This is a genomic window from Paenibacillus sp. 01T442 (assembly GCF_056398345.1).
The window spans coordinates 68,526-84,423 of sequence record NZ_JBFTPF010000024.1 but is presented as its reverse complement, the minus strand read 5'-3'; the positions used below and the strand labels follow the sequence as shown (position 1 = coordinate 84,423).

The following is a 15,898-nucleotide window of genomic DNA, read 5'->3' as shown; positions in this document are numbered from 1 at the left end:
CAGCTTGAAGAGGGTGTGATGGCCGATGGCAGCAAAACCATTTTCATGGGGGGCACGAATGAAGATTTGCCTGCACTCTTGAACGTCTTGAATGGCGACCATATTATGCGCTTCTTTGATGAGTTTCTTGGAGACAAATCGTTAACCTATCACTATAAGTGGCTGCGAGCCGTTGGGAAAGGTGATTTTACAGGGGCGCACTATGATATTGTGTATATGGGGAGAGGAACCCAGAATGTCTATACGGTATGGTCCCCGCTGGGAGACGTACCTTATGAGATGGGCGGTCTAGCCATTTGCCTCGGCTCACATCGATTCGAGAAATTGAAGGCATCCTATGGCTCCAAGGATTCTGATCGTGATGGGGTTAATCACTATACAGACGATCCGCTGTTCATAACGGAGAAATTTGGTGGTAAATGGGCAACAACGGAATTTCAGGCAGGGGATGTGCTCATCTTCGGCATGTTCTTGATGCACTGTTCTCTCGAAAATACGACGAATCAATACCGGATCAGTGTAGATGCGAGGTATCAGTCGATGAACGAGAAGGTAGACGAAAGATGGAGCGGTAAGAAACCGAAGGGCCATTCCAAATAAGGGGATTGCAGTGCCCTCAAGTCTCACATGAGTTTGGTCCGCCAGGCAACAGCCGATTATCCCTTTACGAATGAGCCAGTGAGTGATTTATGGACGACATATCTATGGATGGCTGATCGGCTGCGTGAAACATGCGTGTGATTTAATGGGATGGGAGTTACGTAATTCCCCTRTGYGCCAGATGAATAGATGGATTTTCTCCAGTTAAATAATGGKATTTTCCGAGCAAAAGCAGAATAGATGGAAAACCTGTAGTTAATCGTAACCATTTAACACGATTTGAACAAAAGAGGCAGTTTTACCTACATGTTTTCCAGTTAAATCGAATTTATGAGGAAATTTCTCGTAAATAGCTGTATGTTTTCCAGTTAGTACAACTATCTTACACACTTGCCTCTCTAAACTTGCAAACACGTGTGGCGATTAGGTACACCTGTAAAAACAAGATTGAAAACTTAGAATTGTAGCCATAGCCAAAAAAAGCTAGAATGAAAAATATGGCAATTATCGAAAGTATATAGCGATGGTAATAAAGCATTAACAGCTGAGAAGATTTTGTTGTTGTCGTAGTAGGTTGATTTTGGTGGAAAAACGTTCCTAGGAGGGAATAGCAAAAATGAACACAAGTAAACGACTTGAAGAACGATTGACGCCACTTCTTAAAAGTATTATGGAAAAGGGACCGGTGGGCTGCGCCTGTACCGTTGTGCAGCGAGGAGAAGTCATCTACAACGAAACCTTAGGTTATGCGGATTTGGAGAAGAAGAAAGCGATCACGCCAGACTCGATCTACCGGATCTATTCGATGACGAAGGTCATCACTTGCGTAGCGGCACTGATGCTGTATGAGAAAGGGCTTTATTTGCTTAACGATCCATTGGAGGAATACCTGACGGAGTTCAAAAATCAGCAGGTGCACCGAGATAATGAATATGGCACCAAGTCTATCTCTCCTGCAGCGGGTCCGATTCTCATCAAAGATCTGTTCACGATGACCTCAGGACTTACCTACGGTGGAGACGGCACGGAGACCGAACGGAAAACCCGCATCATCATGGAGAACGAGAATGCGACAGAGGATATGCGGTCTTTGTCCAAAGCATTGGCGTCCGTTCCGCTGGATTTCGATCCTGGCACACGCTGGAAGTATGGTTCAAGTCACGATGTCTTAGCCGCATTGATCGAAGTTCTGTCTGGACAAACACTCGGAGAGTTTCTGCAGAAGGAAATTTTTGATCCGCTAGGGATGACAGACACATCTTTCCGAATATCGGAGGACAAGCGGGATCGTCTCTGCGCCATCTACGATCGTGCAGAAGATGGCACGCTTACGCCGACAACAAGGATGGACTCACGTTACCAAGCCGGATGCCGTAATGAAAGCGGCGGAGCTGGCCTGCTTTCGACGATTGGGGATTACAGCCGGTTTGCTCAGCTGCTCGCGAAAGGCGGGGAGCATGAAGGGGTGCGGATTCTTAGTCCGAAGACGATTCAATTGATGGCGACTAATCATTTAAGTCCGCAGCAGCTTAAGGATTATAACTGGCAGCAGTTGCGGGGTTACGGGTATGGTTTGGGCGTCCGTGTCATGAACGATCCTGCAGCCGGTGGCATTAACGGCTCCATTGGTGAATTCGGCTGGGCGGGCCTTGCTGGGTCGTACTTGTTGATTGATCCGAAGGAAGAACTGTCCGTCGTGTACATGCAGCAGATGATTCCGAGCCTTGAGCCCTACATACATCCCCGATTGCGAGCAGCGATTTATGGGGCATTGGGCTAGGGCGGAAATTCTTGTGGACCCAGCCTCATTGGCTGGGTTCTTTTTTAGATTAAACCTAATAACGGGAGCGCCACACGTTGGTCCATTAAGTCCGTTGTTATCCAACATTGTACTGATGGGTGAGCGCGGTAAGGGACTAGCCGTCCCATATTAATCGATTTCGCGCTTGCGAGGACTAAAGTGCTGTGAAAGGGAACCACGTTCCGTATCTTCGGCAAGGTCMGGAGATTATAAGAGATATCACGATTCAGTAGGCGCGCGGGTACCCCTAAAGCTTCTTCATAACTTCAAAAATGCGCAAATCATTAATCGTTTGGATAACCATCGTCGAATCGGGCATTTGGAATTTCTTAAGAATAGAATTGATCTGCTTCTTGATCGTTTCATACTCGACGCAGCGTTCTTCGGCTATTTGCTTCCGCTTCTTGCCTTCGCATAACAGCCTTAGCACTTGTAATTCACTGGGTGTAAGCTCCGAAATGATATGAATAACATTCAGCAGGGAGCTCTCAACTCGCTTCACACGAACAAATTCTTCGCGTATCTTCTCGGCGATCATCGGGCGGATAGGCGAAGCATTCACGAAGGCGGAGCGCACGGCTTCCATGATCTCGACATCAGCAGCATTTTTGAGCAAATAGTCGGTGATGCCCGTCTGGAAGGCGGCGAAAATGAAGTTCTCATCCTTGTGAACGGTGAGTACGATGATTTTCATCCGAGGGTATTTTTCGTTAATTAATTTCGCCGCTTGAATACCTGCAAACTGGGATTCCATCTCGATATCCATGAGAATCACATCTGGTTGATGAAGCGCTGCTTGAATTACCGCATCATGTCCCGATGAAGCACGCGCCACACAGGCAAATTCATCATGTTTGGCAAATGTCCTTTCCAGCCTTCTGAGGTGGGCTTCCATGTCATCGGCGATGAGAATACGGATAGGTTGTTGTGTCATTGTGCAGTCCTCCCTTTCGTCAGCTGTCTAATTCTTTAGATAATCGGCAGGAACACCGTAAAGGTCGTTCCAACGTCTTTCTTGCTCTCTACGACAATCTTGCCATCGTGGCCTAGGATGATTTTATGACAGTAGGACAAGCCGATCCCCCAGTTGTTTACCGATGCTTTCGTGGTAAAAAAAGGATCGAAAATCGCCTCCAGATGCTCCTCGGGAACGCCAGGGCCATTATCGGCAATCCGGATAAGCGCCCAGCCGTTCTGCTGACTCCGTTCGACTACAATGCGGCCGTCATCCCGGAACTGCAGGGATTCGCTAGCATTGAGGAGCAGGTTATAGATGGCTTCAGTCAAATGGCTGGAATCTATATAACTAGTAGCGGGTAGTAGGTCAGGCACATAGTCGACTTGGCAACCAATAGCTTGTTCGCTTAACCGAGCAATAGCCTGCCCAACCGGAAGATCGATGGACATCGGCTGGAGATTCAGGTTCATATTTTTCAACTTGTCTGCGGCTTCGTTAATACTGGTGAGTGCCGACTGCGACGATTGTAAGATCAGGTCAAGACTATATACGGAGTCGCTGTCCGCCTGATGGCGTTCTTTCAGATAGGTCGCTTCGGACTGTATGCCGATCAGATGATTTTTGAGGGCATGTGTAAAAGCACGCGTTCCGAGCGTAGCCGTGTCGATGCTTTTATTGATTTGAATATCGCGGTTTTTGCGGTAATTCTCAATCGAGTTAAATTTGTACACCAGGTAAATCATCAAGATTAGTGTTAAATAAATGGCAAAAGGAAATACAGGTAGTAAGATCGACTGATAGCCAAGGGGTGGCTGCAGATAGTTGAAATATCCTTTCAAATACGTTTCCTTGACCAATACTTTCGGGGCCCATGAGAAAATAAATAAATGGATCACAACGAGCGGAATAAAGAGTAGAACATGATACAATGTTAAGTTTTTGATAAACCTAATTTTCGGATAATTCAAATAATAGTTGATGAGCACGCCAAAAGCAACAAAAAGTATCAGGTAACGAAGGCTCATTAAGACATTTTCGATCGTGTTCAAGACCAGCAGGCTGTTGATCCAATGGCTGAGTACAAGATGAAAAGCGGGATCATAATAAGCCGTCTCGATGATAAAAAAGAGAGAGATGCCGCCATAAACGAACCGCTGCTTTGAAAGGCTAAGACTGCGGGTGAAGGCGATGGCAAAGCCAAGCAGCGAGCAGTAGAACAGTCCTACGCCGACGTTCAGCATGCGAATGAGCCAATTGGGGTTAAATTTGGTCAGAACCAAGTAATTCCATGTGCCAGGGCTAAAATCAAAGAAACTGTGAATGACATTGAAGTAGTAATTGAATTTACTTAGGTATAACGTGAACGATACGAATGAAAGTACCCAGCCGATAATAATGCCGTACATGAAGCGGGTTGACGCATGGTTTAGCTTTTTGTATGTGAATAAAATGGTGAAAATAAGCAGGACTAACGTAACGAACAGCATGGGATCACTTCCTTCTCAGCAGCCAAATGGGGGAATAAAACATTCATCTGTCAGACTCCTTGGCATCTACGTATAATTCAAATTAAGAAAACGCAAACAAATCATATCAAAAAAAGGGTGAGTGTCCAATGAAAAAAAGTTTGAAGCTTGGTGTGACTGGCACATTACTGATGGGATTGCTGGCAGGATGCGGCTCTGCTGGGACAACGACGGGAGATAAAAATACAACTTCCCCGGATGCGAAAGCAGCACAAGTAAATTTGAAAGCAACTGTACTTACGGATGATTTGGAAACGTTTAAAACGGCTTATGCAGACTTTAGCAAAGAGAATCCGAATATTCAAGTACAATTCGAAACGATTCCACAAGCGCAGTATTACGAAAAGCTTCGCATGCAGCTCTCCACAGGGGAGGATATCGATGTGTTCGGCGGTAACATGGATGTTTTCTTGGACACAGGAATTTTAGAGCCTTTAGACGATTATGTAAAGAAAGCAGGTATTGACGTATCTGGCTATGGTCCGCTCTACGATTCGTTAAAAGTAAACGATAAGGTATTCGGACTTCCTTACCGTAAATCCAACTGGATGCTGTTCTATAACAAAACGTTATTCGATCAAGCAGGCGTCGCCTATCCGAAAGCAGATATGACATGGAATGAATTCCGTGAATTGGCGAAGAAAATGACGAAAGGTGAGGGCGCTAACAAAATTTATGGCGCATTTTTACATCCATGGGCACAAACGTGGTATATGCAAGGCGTTCAAACTGGTGCTTCGATCATCGATAAAGACTTATCGGCTTTCAAGAAAGGTCTTCAATTCCGGATGGACATGGAAAAAGACGGCTCTATCATGGGCTGGGCAGAGCAAATTACAACATCTGCTCATTATAATTCCGCATTCCAGAAGGGCAATGTGGCGATGAATCTGATTGGCGATTGGCATGTGGCGCAGCTCAGACAAGCAGAAGCTGAGAAGAAAATCAGCTTTGATTGGGACGTTGTTCCGGTTCCGCATCCGGATGGTGTTGCTGCCAATACAAGCTTGGCCACGCCAGTATCCTTGATGGTGAATAAAAACTCTAAGCACAAAGAAGAAGCGTTTAAAGTGGTTCAATTCATGACTGGAGTGAAGGGCGCAAAGCAATTTGCAGCAAAAGGCTTCCTAACAGGCTTTATCAATGATGAAATTCGCAAGACCTATATTGGCGACGGCAGCTTGAAGCCTAAAAACATCCATTACTTCGTTGAACAGAAGGAATATCCGGAATATCCGCTGCTGCCTGGTGTGAAAAACATTTTGGTGGGTAACGTCTACAAGCAAGAGGGTGAAATGGCCTTAACTGGCGCTCAAACCGTCGATCAAGCGATTCAAAAGATCGGTCAGCGTGTTGCTTCTGAGTGGGCAGATAAATATGCCAAGGATTACAAAGCAGGCAAGAAATAAGTCATAGAACAGAAACAGTCGGGCTTCGCCGAATGAAGGTGGAGCTCGATTGCTTCAATAGGGGTGAAGTACTATGAAAGTTAAAAGCAAAGCATTACGACGTAATCGGTTGACAGGGTATACATTTTTGCTTCCCAATATACTTGGATTTTTAATTTTCATTTGCTTGCCAGTGTGTGCTTCCTTCCTTATGAGCTTTACAGAATGGAATGGGTTTGGCGAAATTAAATGGGCTGGCATATCGAATTATACACACTTATGGCGTGATGAAACATTCCGTATCTCACTGCTCAACAGCTTAATTATGACAGCTGTTTCCGTCCCGGTTACATTGTTCCTTGCAATTTTGGCAGCAGTCGCCCTCAATAAAGGATTGAGAGGCGTTAAAATATTCCGAACGGCGATTTTCCTGCCGCACATTACAGCAACGATTGCCGTAGCCGTCGTGTGGCAGTTGCTTTATAACCCGACCATGGGTCCCATTAACGGGGTTCTTAGAAGCATCGGGATCGATAATCCGCCTATGTGGCTGGCTTCGACACAATGGGCGCTGGTCTCCGTGATTATCGTCAGTATCTGGCATTCCATTGGTTACTACATGGTACTTTACTTGGCAGGCTTACAGGGGATTCCTAAGGATCTGTATGAAGCAGCTGAAATCGATGGTGCAGGCAAAGTCGCACAATTCCGCAAAATTACCGTGCCGATGCTGTCGCCTGTTATTTTCTTCACGGTGATTATGGGCATCATTAATTCATTCAAAGTGTTCGATCTTGTGTTCGTCTTGACCAAAGGAGGACCAGGTCGTTCAACGCACATGCTGGTTTACGACATTTATTATACGGCCTTCCAACGCTTTGAATACGGCTATGCCTCGGCGATGGCTTACGTGTTATTCACGATTATTCTCATTATTACGTTGATTCAATTTAGAGGACAGAAACGTTGGGTGAACTATTCCTAACGAGCGGATTGCTTTAGAGAAAGGAGAAGCCAGCATGAGTATGCAATTAGAATCAAGTCAGTTAACTATGAGGCTGTCGAAGCGTCCACAGCTTGGCGCAGTAGTGAGAAAAACAGTGTTATATCTCGTCGTTATCGCTGTTGCCTTGTCCATGGTTGTTCCTTTCCTTTGGATGCTTTCCGCATCCGTGAAGTCGGAGGCAGAAATATTCAGCTTCCCAATTCAGTGGATACCTAGCCACTTTTACTGGTCGAATTATAGCAAGGTATGGACGGAGCTTCCTTTCTTCACCTATTACTTGAATACGATCAAAATTGCCGTGCTTACCACGTTGCTGCAAATTATTACATGTTCCACGGCTGCGTATGCGTTCGCCAAAGTGAAATTTCCTGAACGGGATAAATTGTTCTTCTTATATGTGGCGACGATGATGGTGCCGTATCAGGTCATGATGATTCCTCAATTCATGTTAATGAAGAAAATCGGGCTCATCGATTCGCATTGGGCACTGATTCTTCTGGGAGCTTTTAGTCCATTCGGTGTGTTCTTGTTCAGACAGTTCTTCATGGCCATTCCGGAAGAACTCTCAGAAGCGGCCAGAATTGACGGACTAAGCGAGTTCGGCATTTATTCACGGGTCATTCTACCCTTGATTCGACCGGCGATTGCCAGCTTAACGATTTTTACCTTCATGCATGCGTGGAACGACTTCCTCGGTCCATTAATCTACTTGAATACGGATAGCTTATTTACGCTCCAGCTCGGCATGCAGCATTTCCAATCGGAGCATGCGACGGAGTATGGGCCCTTGATGGCAGCAGCGGTTTGCGCCATTATTCCAACCATTCTGATTTACTTTTTGGCCCAAGACCATTTCGTCGAAGGGATTTCCGCAGGCGCGGTTAAAGGGTGAGCCCTACATGAAGCCTAATATCATTTATATTTTTGCGGATCAATGGCGAAAGCAAGCTGTTGGTTTTACTGGCGAAGATCCGGTAATCACACCGAATATCGACAAGTTCGCACAGGAGAGTCTGGTATTTAACCATGCGCTCTCTTGTACGCCATTATGCTCGCCGCACAGGGCAGCGCTCATGACTGGCAAGTATCCGCAATCGACGGGTGTCTATACGAACTGTAAAATCGGCGCGGACGTCATGCTGAGTCCCGATGAGGTAGGTGTCGGAGATGCGCTGAAGGCAGCGGGGTATCAAACGGGTTATATCGGTAAATGGCATTTGGATTTACCTGAGCAGAGTAGGTGTCCAGAGCCTGAATCTGGTGCGCGTGAGTGGGATGCGTATACACCGCCAGGTCCCAAACGGCACGGTTTTGATTTCTGGTATTCGTACGGTGCGTATGATCATCATCTGAAACCGCATTATTGGAAAGATACGCCGGAAATGATTCAAGTCGAGCAATGGTCATTGGAGCATGAGACCGATGTGGCGTTGGACTTTATTCGGGCCAAAGGCATGGGAAAAAACGTAGAGCCCTTTGCATTATTTGTCTCATGGAATCCGCCGCATAGTCCATTTGAGCTTGTACCTGAACGCTACAAGGAGCTCTATCGTGGACGGGAATTGAGCTTGCGTCCGAATGTGAGCTCACAGCAGCTTGCAGCGCATACAGGCGAGCCTTTTGAGAGCGGCGATGAGGCCTTAATGCGGTATACACGTGACTACTTCGCAGCAGTGTCTGGGATGGATGAGCAGTTCGGCCGAATTTACAGGGAAATTCAAGATCTTGGACTTGCCGAGAACACGCTGATCGTGCTCTCGTCGGATCATGGTGAACTTATGGGCTCGCACGGCCTGATGGCCAAGCATTCCTGGCATGAGGAATCCATTGCGATCCCTTGTTTGATGAGCTGGAGAGGCACGATTGGTCAGGGCAGCACGGATATGCTTTTTAACAGTGTGGATATTATGCCTACGTTACTTGGTCTTGCTGGGGTACCGGTGCCTGCGTCAGTTGAAGGACTCGATCTGTCCGGTGATCTGCTTGGAACGAGCCATTCTGACATTTCATCTGCCTTCATCTGTGCCTTCCCCGGAAGAAAGGATGCAATTGAACTCTTCGCCTCCGCGGGCCTAGACAATCGGAGATTTGGCTGGCGGGGAATCCGCACAAGCAAGTACACCTATGTCGTGCATAAAGGGTATGCCCCTGGCGCAGAAGTGCAGCGTTTATTTTATGAACATGAAATGGACCCTTATCAGCTCAACCCTGCCCTGTTTAGCGAGCGGCCACAGACGGATCTTCTGATGTCACTAGAGGAAGAACTGCAAAGCTGGTTAGATCGTACGAATGATAAGTTTGAACTGGCATGAGGGTTGACATAACGAAGAGGAAACGGGCAAACAGAGAGGATGACAGCGATGTGGCGTGAAGCAATTGAAGATGCAATCGGCAAAATTCGCCGGAACTTGGAGCAGCATCCAGGCACTTTTCCGCATATTACCAATGAAAAGCGGTATGCCTGGTCTGCGAATGAAGATTGGATTGAAGGGTTTCATACAGGTCTTACTTGGCTGAGCTATGAGTACAGTCAAGATACATTCTTCCAAAATCAAGCAAAGCGGCATATTGCAGATTTTAAACAGCGGCTGGAAGCGAAGGTATGCTTGGAGCATCACGATATCGGCTTCTTGTACGGACTATCGGCATTAGCCGGATGGATCGTGGAGAAGGACGAGAGTGCTCGCGATCTGGCTCTGCAAGCGGCAGATCATTTGTTAGGTAGATGGCGTGAGCAAGGCGGATTTTTGCAAGCGTGGGGTTCGGAAAACGATGAGAAAAATGGCGGACGCATCATTATTGATTGCTTACTGAATTTGCCATTGCTATATTGGGCATCCGAAGTAACGGGGCAACCGAAATATGCCGAAGTCGCCTACAAACAGGCGGAGCTGTCCAGAAGATATCTGGTACGGGGCGATGATTCTTCGTATCATACGTTTTATTTTAATAAGGAAACCGGAGATCCACTGGGTGGAGGCACCCATCAAGGCTATACGGATGGCTCGACTTGGACGCGCGGTCAGGCGTGGGGGATCTACGGATTCGCACTTTCGTACCGATATACGAAAGATCTTGCTTTCTTGCAAACGGCTAAACGGTTGTTAACATATTTCCTTGAACATTTACCAGAAGATCATGTTGCTTATTGGGATTTCAACGTGCCGATTGAGGCGAATACGAGTCGCGACAGCTCGGCATCGGCCATCACGGCTTGCGGAATGCTGGAACTGCTAGACCTTATTCCGGAAGAAGATGCAGATCGCAGCTGGATCCAGCAGGGACTGAATCAAACCATGAATTCCCTTGTGAACCAGTATGCAACCATTGGCGAAGAAGCGGAAGGCTTGCTGAAGCACGGTTCCTATCATGTAAGAGGTAATAACGGCTTGGACGACTATATGATTTGGGGCGATTATTACTATTTGGAAGCTTTGATGCGTATGGAACGCGGAATCCCAGGTTACTGGTACGAACGGAAGACGAAGTAATAGGCGAAGACAACTAGAAGGGCGCACAGTTTATATAATGTACGTTCTTCTTTTTTGATCAAAGAGTTACTACATTTATCGATCCTGGAGGTCATGTATGGTTCTATCATTCAAGAAATGGTTAGCTAGTGTCATGGTTGTTGCGATATGTTTCTCAATTGGGTTTCCAGGGGGCGGTGGGTTGCCAAGGTCTATGGCTGCTGCTACCGTGCATGTTAGTGTGAATTATGATGAAAGTACAACTGCGAAAGACACAAAGATATACAATGGGACAACGTACAATGGCACGATTGGAGGCGCCTGGGGGACTTATAATTCTGCTGCTAATACAGATTATGTCATGATGACACAAGCTCCATTACGTACGGATTACAGTCTCAAGATGGTTTCCAATGCCACAAACATCAATACCGGTAGAAACAACTTAGGCGGATCCGTAGCAGGAAATACCGGGATTTCGGGTAATCTTGTGTTCGAAGCTTCCGTCTATATGAATAGTACCCAGCATCGCAGGGATATTCAATTCAGAAGTTTAAATGCGCCCGTTCCTGCCTCGGCAACAACGAATGTCTCTGTCATTTCGTTTGATAACACAGGGAAAATAAGGGATGCGAATAATCTAGTGTTGGCCAACTATGAAGCCAATACGTGGTACCGTTTGAAACTATTTATTGATAACGCTTCCAGAAAAATTAGTTACTTTGCTAATGATCAACTTCTAGGAGAAGCCTCACTTCCAGCGGCATGGTTGAATATCAGACATATCTATTTGTATCAATATTTTAAAAGTGGAGTTCTGGGTGAGTGGTATGTGGACGATTTAAAACTCTCGGATTATGTACCCGTGTCAGGTCTAACTACCTCGCTTGATGCACTTGAATTAGCAGAGACGTCCAGTTCCACCATCACGGCAACTACCMTACCAGTAGATGCATCTGATCAACGTTTCTTATGGCATGTGGGCGATCCAACCGTTGCTACCGTCACTTATGGCTTGGTTAGCGCAGTAAAGGAGGGCAACACGACCGTTACGGTAAGCACTTATGGAGGCGCATTCACGAAAACGATTCCGATAACCGTCACCAAACCAGTCCTATTGACCAACATTACCTTACCCAACCAAGCTTCCTTGGTTGAAGGGAAAACCCTTCMGTTACAGGTCACATTCCAACCTGATAACGCTACGAATAAAAAGCTGATTTGGCAATCATCTAATACGACTATTGCAACCGTAGATACGAATGGAATCGTAACCGGAATTGGTGAAGGCCATGCAACGATTACGGCTACATCGGAATTAAACGATGCGCTTACAAGTCATACAGCGGTAACCGTAACACCGTTTATTCCTCTTACAAGTGTAAGTTTTACGAATGCGCCATTGCAAATGACCAACTATGATACCTTGCAATTGGAAGCTGTCGTTGAGCCAGCTAACGCAACAGATAAGCTGCTGACATGGCAATCTACTAATTCAAGTATTATTCGTGTTGATGAGAATGGACTTGCAAGGGCATTGAAAGTAGGCACGGCAACCATCACAGCAACTTCTTCCAATGGTAAGCAAGCATCGGCTACGATTGAAGTTAAGGCTCCCGTGCTGAAGGATCCGCAAGAATACGATAAGCTTAGAATTCGCTGGAAGGAAACGATTACGGGCAAAGACTCTCTAGACGTTACTAATAGTGAGATCAAAAGCAGAATTGATAACAATGCAGTTAAAGCACAATTGTATTGGGATAGTATGCAATTGAATGGTGCCAGTACGACGCTATGGACAGAATTAGTGCCTTCCGCTTCGGATTCAACGTTCGTACTCGATCACTATACACGCTTGAAAGCGATGGCACAGTCATATGCAACGAAGGGAACACAGCTCACGAACAACCCTGCGTTAAAGGCAGATATTCTTCAAGCTATGGATTGGATGCTAGATCATCTATACACGAACACAGGGGTGGAGTTTGGGAATTGGTGGAACTGGGATATCGGTACTCCAACTCGCTTAGCGGATATTCTTATCCTCATGTATGACGATTTGACGCCAGAGCAAATTGCCAGAAATACAGCAAGCATCGATCATTACATTGGAGATGTAAGTTTACCTACTTTTACACAGGTAGGGGCCAATCGTTCAGATATTATGTTGATTGAAACGAGATTGGGTCTTGTTGAGAAAAACTATGATCGTCTTATTCATGCGCGTGATGGACTGACGCCTCTTTTTGATTATGTGACAACGGGCGATGGTTTCTATGAGGATGGTTCATTTATTCAGCATAGCAAAATTGCTTATACAGGTAGTTATGGTGAAGTGCTTATTAATGGGATGGGCAATTTGCTGCTGTTATTGAATGGGAGCACTTGGCAGCCTGTCGTTCCTGAGGTAGAGCATGTTTATCGATGGATTCAAGAAGGATATGCTCCGGTCATGTACAAAGGTCAGATCTTGGATATGACACGTGGACGTGCGATCGTTAGGAAGGGCTTAGATGCCTATGGATCAGGCCAAAATATTTTAATCGGTATGTCCCGTATCGCGCAAACAGCTTCAGAGGCCAGGGCTGCCTATTTAAAAAGCTTCATTAAATATCACTTCCAGTTTCTTCTGGCTAGAGGGCTGACATACAGTCAACTTCCTTTTGATTTGGCGGATACGATTAAAGAATGGATGGAAGACCCAGCTATTCAACCTATAGCTGAACTGCCAGAACATTTTGAAATGAACGCGATGGCTCGCAGCATACATGTAGGTGATGGCTATCTATTTGGCGTAAGTAAGAGTTCGAAGCGAATCGCAACCTACGAATTAACGAATGGTGAAAATGCGAAAGGCTGGTATACCGGTGATGGCATGACCTATCTGTACAACAATGATTTATCGCAATACACGGATAATTATTGGGCAACGCTTAATTGGTATCGTTTACCAGGTACAACCGTCGTTGTTAGACCTAGAACGTCAGACCAGTACCAATATGGCGATGGGGAATCATCTCCTGCGAACGCCTGGGCTGGTGGCGCGGTATTAGGTAAATATGGTGTTACGGGCATGAATTTAATTCAGAATGGCACACAGCTGAAAGCGAATAAGTCGTGGTTTACTTTTGATAATGAAATAATTGCCTTAGGTTCGGATATTTCAAGTACAGATAATAAGCGCGTAGAGTCGATCGTAGAACAACGCAAGCTCTCTGGAAATAATACGAATGAACTTTATGTGAATGGGGAGCCCAAGAATGGATTCTTTGGGGAAGAAACGCTTGAGCATCCCGAATGGGTTCATTTGCAAGGCAATGTGACTGGTGCCGATGTAGGCTACGTTTTCCCGGGTACACAATCACTTAAACTGATGCGCGCAGAACAAGAAGGCCGATATTCGGATACAAGCCTGAGCAATCCGCCTGAAACAACGGTACCTACGGAGCTGTTAAAAAATAATTATTTGACCATGTGGTTTGATCATGGTTCGAATCCAACCAATGATAGCTATCAATATGCTATCCTGCCTAATGCGAGCAAGAGCGAAACCTCAGCGTATGCTTCGTCTCCGGATTACACGGTTCTGGCTAATTCGGAGGACGTTCAAGCGGTTCGTGAGAACAAGCTGGGCATGACTGGTTTCAATTTCTGGAAGGATAAAATGACTTCCGTTGACGGCTTAACGTCAAATAGCCAAGCATCGGTCATGATGCATGGAAACAAAATTACTGGTGTATATGAGATTTCAGTTGCTGATCCAACGCTGGAGAATAATGGATTCATTGAAATTGAGTTAGATAAGCCTGCTCAGCACGTGATTAGCAAGGATAATCGCATAGAGATTCAAACGCTTAGCCCTACTTTGAAATTCAAAGTAAATGTACAGGATTCGATGGGGAAATCTCAGCATATCTCCTTGCAAGTGGTACCTGAACCTGAAGAAGAAACGGGATCTAGCACAACGGATCCGGAGCCAACAGAGCCTGAACCAACAGATTCTAAACCAACGGGGCCAGAACCAACGGATAAACCAGATACCGTCATTGTGAAAGATAATAAAGCTACTGTAGAAATGGGACGTGACAAGGATACAGTCTCCGTGCCAACGAAGCTGATTCCGAATGTTCCTCTACAAGTTCACGGAGTGACAGCTCAGATTACCGTTCAGCCTGAAGTAGTAAAAGCGCTCAAGGAGAGAGTAATTGGCGATGGTAGTCAAACAATACTAGATATTACGGCGCGGCCCATCTTAGAGCCTTCCATTTTGCAGGCAGGTGCAATAGATCCAGCAGTTCGTGTGAATTTAGCAAGTCAAGTTATTGAATTTGCACTACGCATACGGTCTGAGGCTGGTGAAATGTGGTCAGCCAATGAGCTCCAATCCGGAGTTGACATTGTTTTGCCATTTGATCCTGCAGGTAAGGATCCAGCGCTGCTTGGTGTATATCATTATGATAAAATGAGCGGGAAATGGGAATACGTAGGTGGAACAATTGATCTCTCGTCTAAATCAGCTACATTCATGCCGGACCAGCCGGGCATTTACACAGTACTGGCGTATGATAAGAAGTTTGATGATATGCCTGAATCACATTGGGCCTCACGAGCTGTGCAAGTATTGTCAGCGAAACATATCATTGAAGGCGTAACGTTGGGTGAATTTAACCCCAATGGGAAAACGACGAGAGCACAATTTACTGCCTTATTGGTTCGTGCCTTGCATTTGAAGAAGCAGGCAACAATGACTTCGGAATTCGAAGATGTTCAGTCAGATGCCTGGTATGCCCAAGATGTTGCTACAGCAAGTCGAGCCGGTTTGGTCACCGGCGTTACTGAACAGACATTCGATCCGAATGCGGAAATGACACGTGAACAGATGGCGATCTTACTAGTCAGAGCTTATGAGTATAGGAATGGCAACTATACATCAATCAATCGTAAACTTGATGACTATGCAGATCAAAGCGAAATTTCCGCATGGGCATTAGAAGATGTGAATAAAGCGATCGAGCTAGGCATTCTTTCAGGCATCTCGAAAGAGCGCTTCTCTCCTACTTCCACAGCTTTACGTATGGAAACGGCTGAAGCGTTATACAAGTTTCTTGGGAAGCAATAAATCAACAAAAAGAGGTAGCCGTGAGAGCGG

The 15,898-nt window shown here is 45.8% G+C and carries 10 protein-coding genes; 8 read left to right on the top strand and 2 right to left on the bottom strand.

Annotated features, from left to right (window positions below):
• Both AC1DLM_RS19140 and AC1DLM_RS19135 read left to right on the top strand, forming a co-directional pair.
• Positions 1-600, top strand: a 600-nt coding sequence (locus AC1DLM_RS19140; protein ID WP_477570867.1) for a phytanoyl-CoA dioxygenase family protein, incomplete at its 5' end; no start/stop codon positions are given.
• Between the two features lie 616 nt (positions 601-1,216).
• Complete coding sequence (locus AC1DLM_RS19135) at positions 1,217-2,380, top strand: serine hydrolase domain-containing protein (RefSeq protein ID WP_477570866.1); 1,164 nt, start codon at positions 1,217-1,219, stop codon at positions 2,378-2,380.
• Between the two features lie 268 nt (positions 2,381-2,648).
• Here the strand turns inward: AC1DLM_RS19135 and AC1DLM_RS19130 are convergent, their stop codons facing one another.
• Both AC1DLM_RS19130 and AC1DLM_RS19125 read right to left on the bottom strand, forming a co-directional pair.
• Complete coding sequence (locus AC1DLM_RS19130) at positions 2,649-3,335, bottom strand: response regulator transcription factor (protein WP_441987243.1); 687 nt, start codon at positions 3,333-3,335, stop codon at positions 2,649-2,651.
• 35 nt (positions 3,336-3,370) lie between these two features.
• Positions 3,371-4,846, bottom strand: a complete 1,476-nt coding sequence (locus AC1DLM_RS19125) for a sensor histidine kinase (RefSeq protein ID WP_477570865.1) — start codon at positions 4,844-4,846, stop codon at positions 3,371-3,373.
• Between the two features lie 128 nt (positions 4,847-4,974).
• Between AC1DLM_RS19125 and AC1DLM_RS19120 the strand changes: the two genes are divergently transcribed.
• The 6 genes from AC1DLM_RS19120 (at position 4,975) to AC1DLM_RS19095 (ending at position 15,868) form a co-directional block, all read left to right on the top strand.
• Positions 4,975-6,294 carry an ABC transporter substrate-binding protein gene (locus AC1DLM_RS19120; RefSeq protein WP_477570864.1) on the top strand — a complete coding sequence of 440 codons (1,320 nt, stop codon included), beginning with the start codon at positions 4,975-4,977 and terminating at the stop codon, positions 6,292-6,294.
• 73 nt (positions 6,295-6,367) lie between these two features.
• The gene (locus AC1DLM_RS19115; protein WP_441987240.1) at positions 6,368-7,258 is read left to right on the top strand and encodes a carbohydrate ABC transporter permease; all 891 of its coding nucleotides are present in this window, start codon (positions 6,368-6,370) and stop codon (positions 7,256-7,258) included.
• A 34-nt stretch (positions 7,259-7,292) separates the two neighbouring features.
• The gene (locus tag AC1DLM_RS19110; protein ID WP_477570863.1) at positions 7,293-8,171 is read left to right on the top strand and encodes a carbohydrate ABC transporter permease; all 879 of its coding nucleotides are present in this window, start codon (positions 7,293-7,295) and stop codon (positions 8,169-8,171) included.
• 7 nt (positions 8,172-8,178) lie between these two features.
• Positions 8,179-9,591 (top strand): sulfatase family protein, encoded by a 1,413-nt coding sequence (locus tag AC1DLM_RS19105; protein WP_477570862.1) that lies wholly within the window; start codon positions 8,179-8,181, stop codon positions 9,589-9,591.
• A gap of 48 nt (positions 9,592-9,639) precedes the next feature.
• On the top strand, positions 9,640-10,770 hold the full coding sequence (locus tag AC1DLM_RS19100; RefSeq protein ID WP_477570861.1) for a glycoside hydrolase family 88 protein: 1,131 nt from the start codon (positions 9,640-9,642) through the stop codon (positions 10,768-10,770).
• 97 nt (positions 10,771-10,867) lie between these two features.
• Entirely contained in the window at positions 10,868-15,868 is a 5,001-nt protein-coding gene (locus AC1DLM_RS19095) for a polysaccharide lyase family 8 super-sandwich domain-containing protein (RefSeq protein ID WP_477570860.1), read from the top strand.
• Positions 15,869-15,898: the final 30 nt, after the last annotated feature.

What these genes read in the sequence shown, in the direction of transcription:
- AC1DLM_RS19105 (WP_477570862.1), top strand. Translation starts at nt 8,179, where the DNA reads ATGAAGCCTAATATCATTTATATTTTTGCGGATCAATGGCGAAAGCAA.
- AC1DLM_RS19100 (WP_477570861.1), top strand. Translation starts at nt 9,640, where the DNA reads ATGTGGCGTGAAGCAATTGAAGATGCAATCGGCAAAATTCGCCGGAAC.
- AC1DLM_RS19115 (WP_441987240.1), top strand. Translation starts at nt 6,368, where the DNA reads ATGAAAGTTAAAAGCAAAGCATTACGACGTAATCGGTTGACAGGGTAT.
- AC1DLM_RS19120 (WP_477570864.1), top strand. Translation starts at nt 4,975, where the DNA reads ATGAAAAAAAGTTTGAAGCTTGGTGTGACTGGCACATTACTGATGGGA.
- AC1DLM_RS19125 (WP_477570865.1), bottom strand. Translation starts at nt 4,846, where the DNA reads ATGCTGTTCGTTACGTTAGTCCTGCTTATTTTCACCATTTTATTCACA.
- AC1DLM_RS19110 (WP_477570863.1), top strand. Translation starts at nt 7,293, where the DNA reads ATGAGTATGCAATTAGAATCAAGTCAGTTAACTATGAGGCTGTCGAAG.
- AC1DLM_RS19135 (WP_477570866.1), top strand. Translation starts at nt 1,217, where the DNA reads ATGAACACAAGTAAACGACTTGAAGAACGATTGACGCCACTTCTTAAA.
- AC1DLM_RS19130 (WP_441987243.1), bottom strand. Translation starts at nt 3,335, where the DNA reads ATGACACAACAACCTATCCGTATTCTCATCGCCGATGACATGGAAGCC.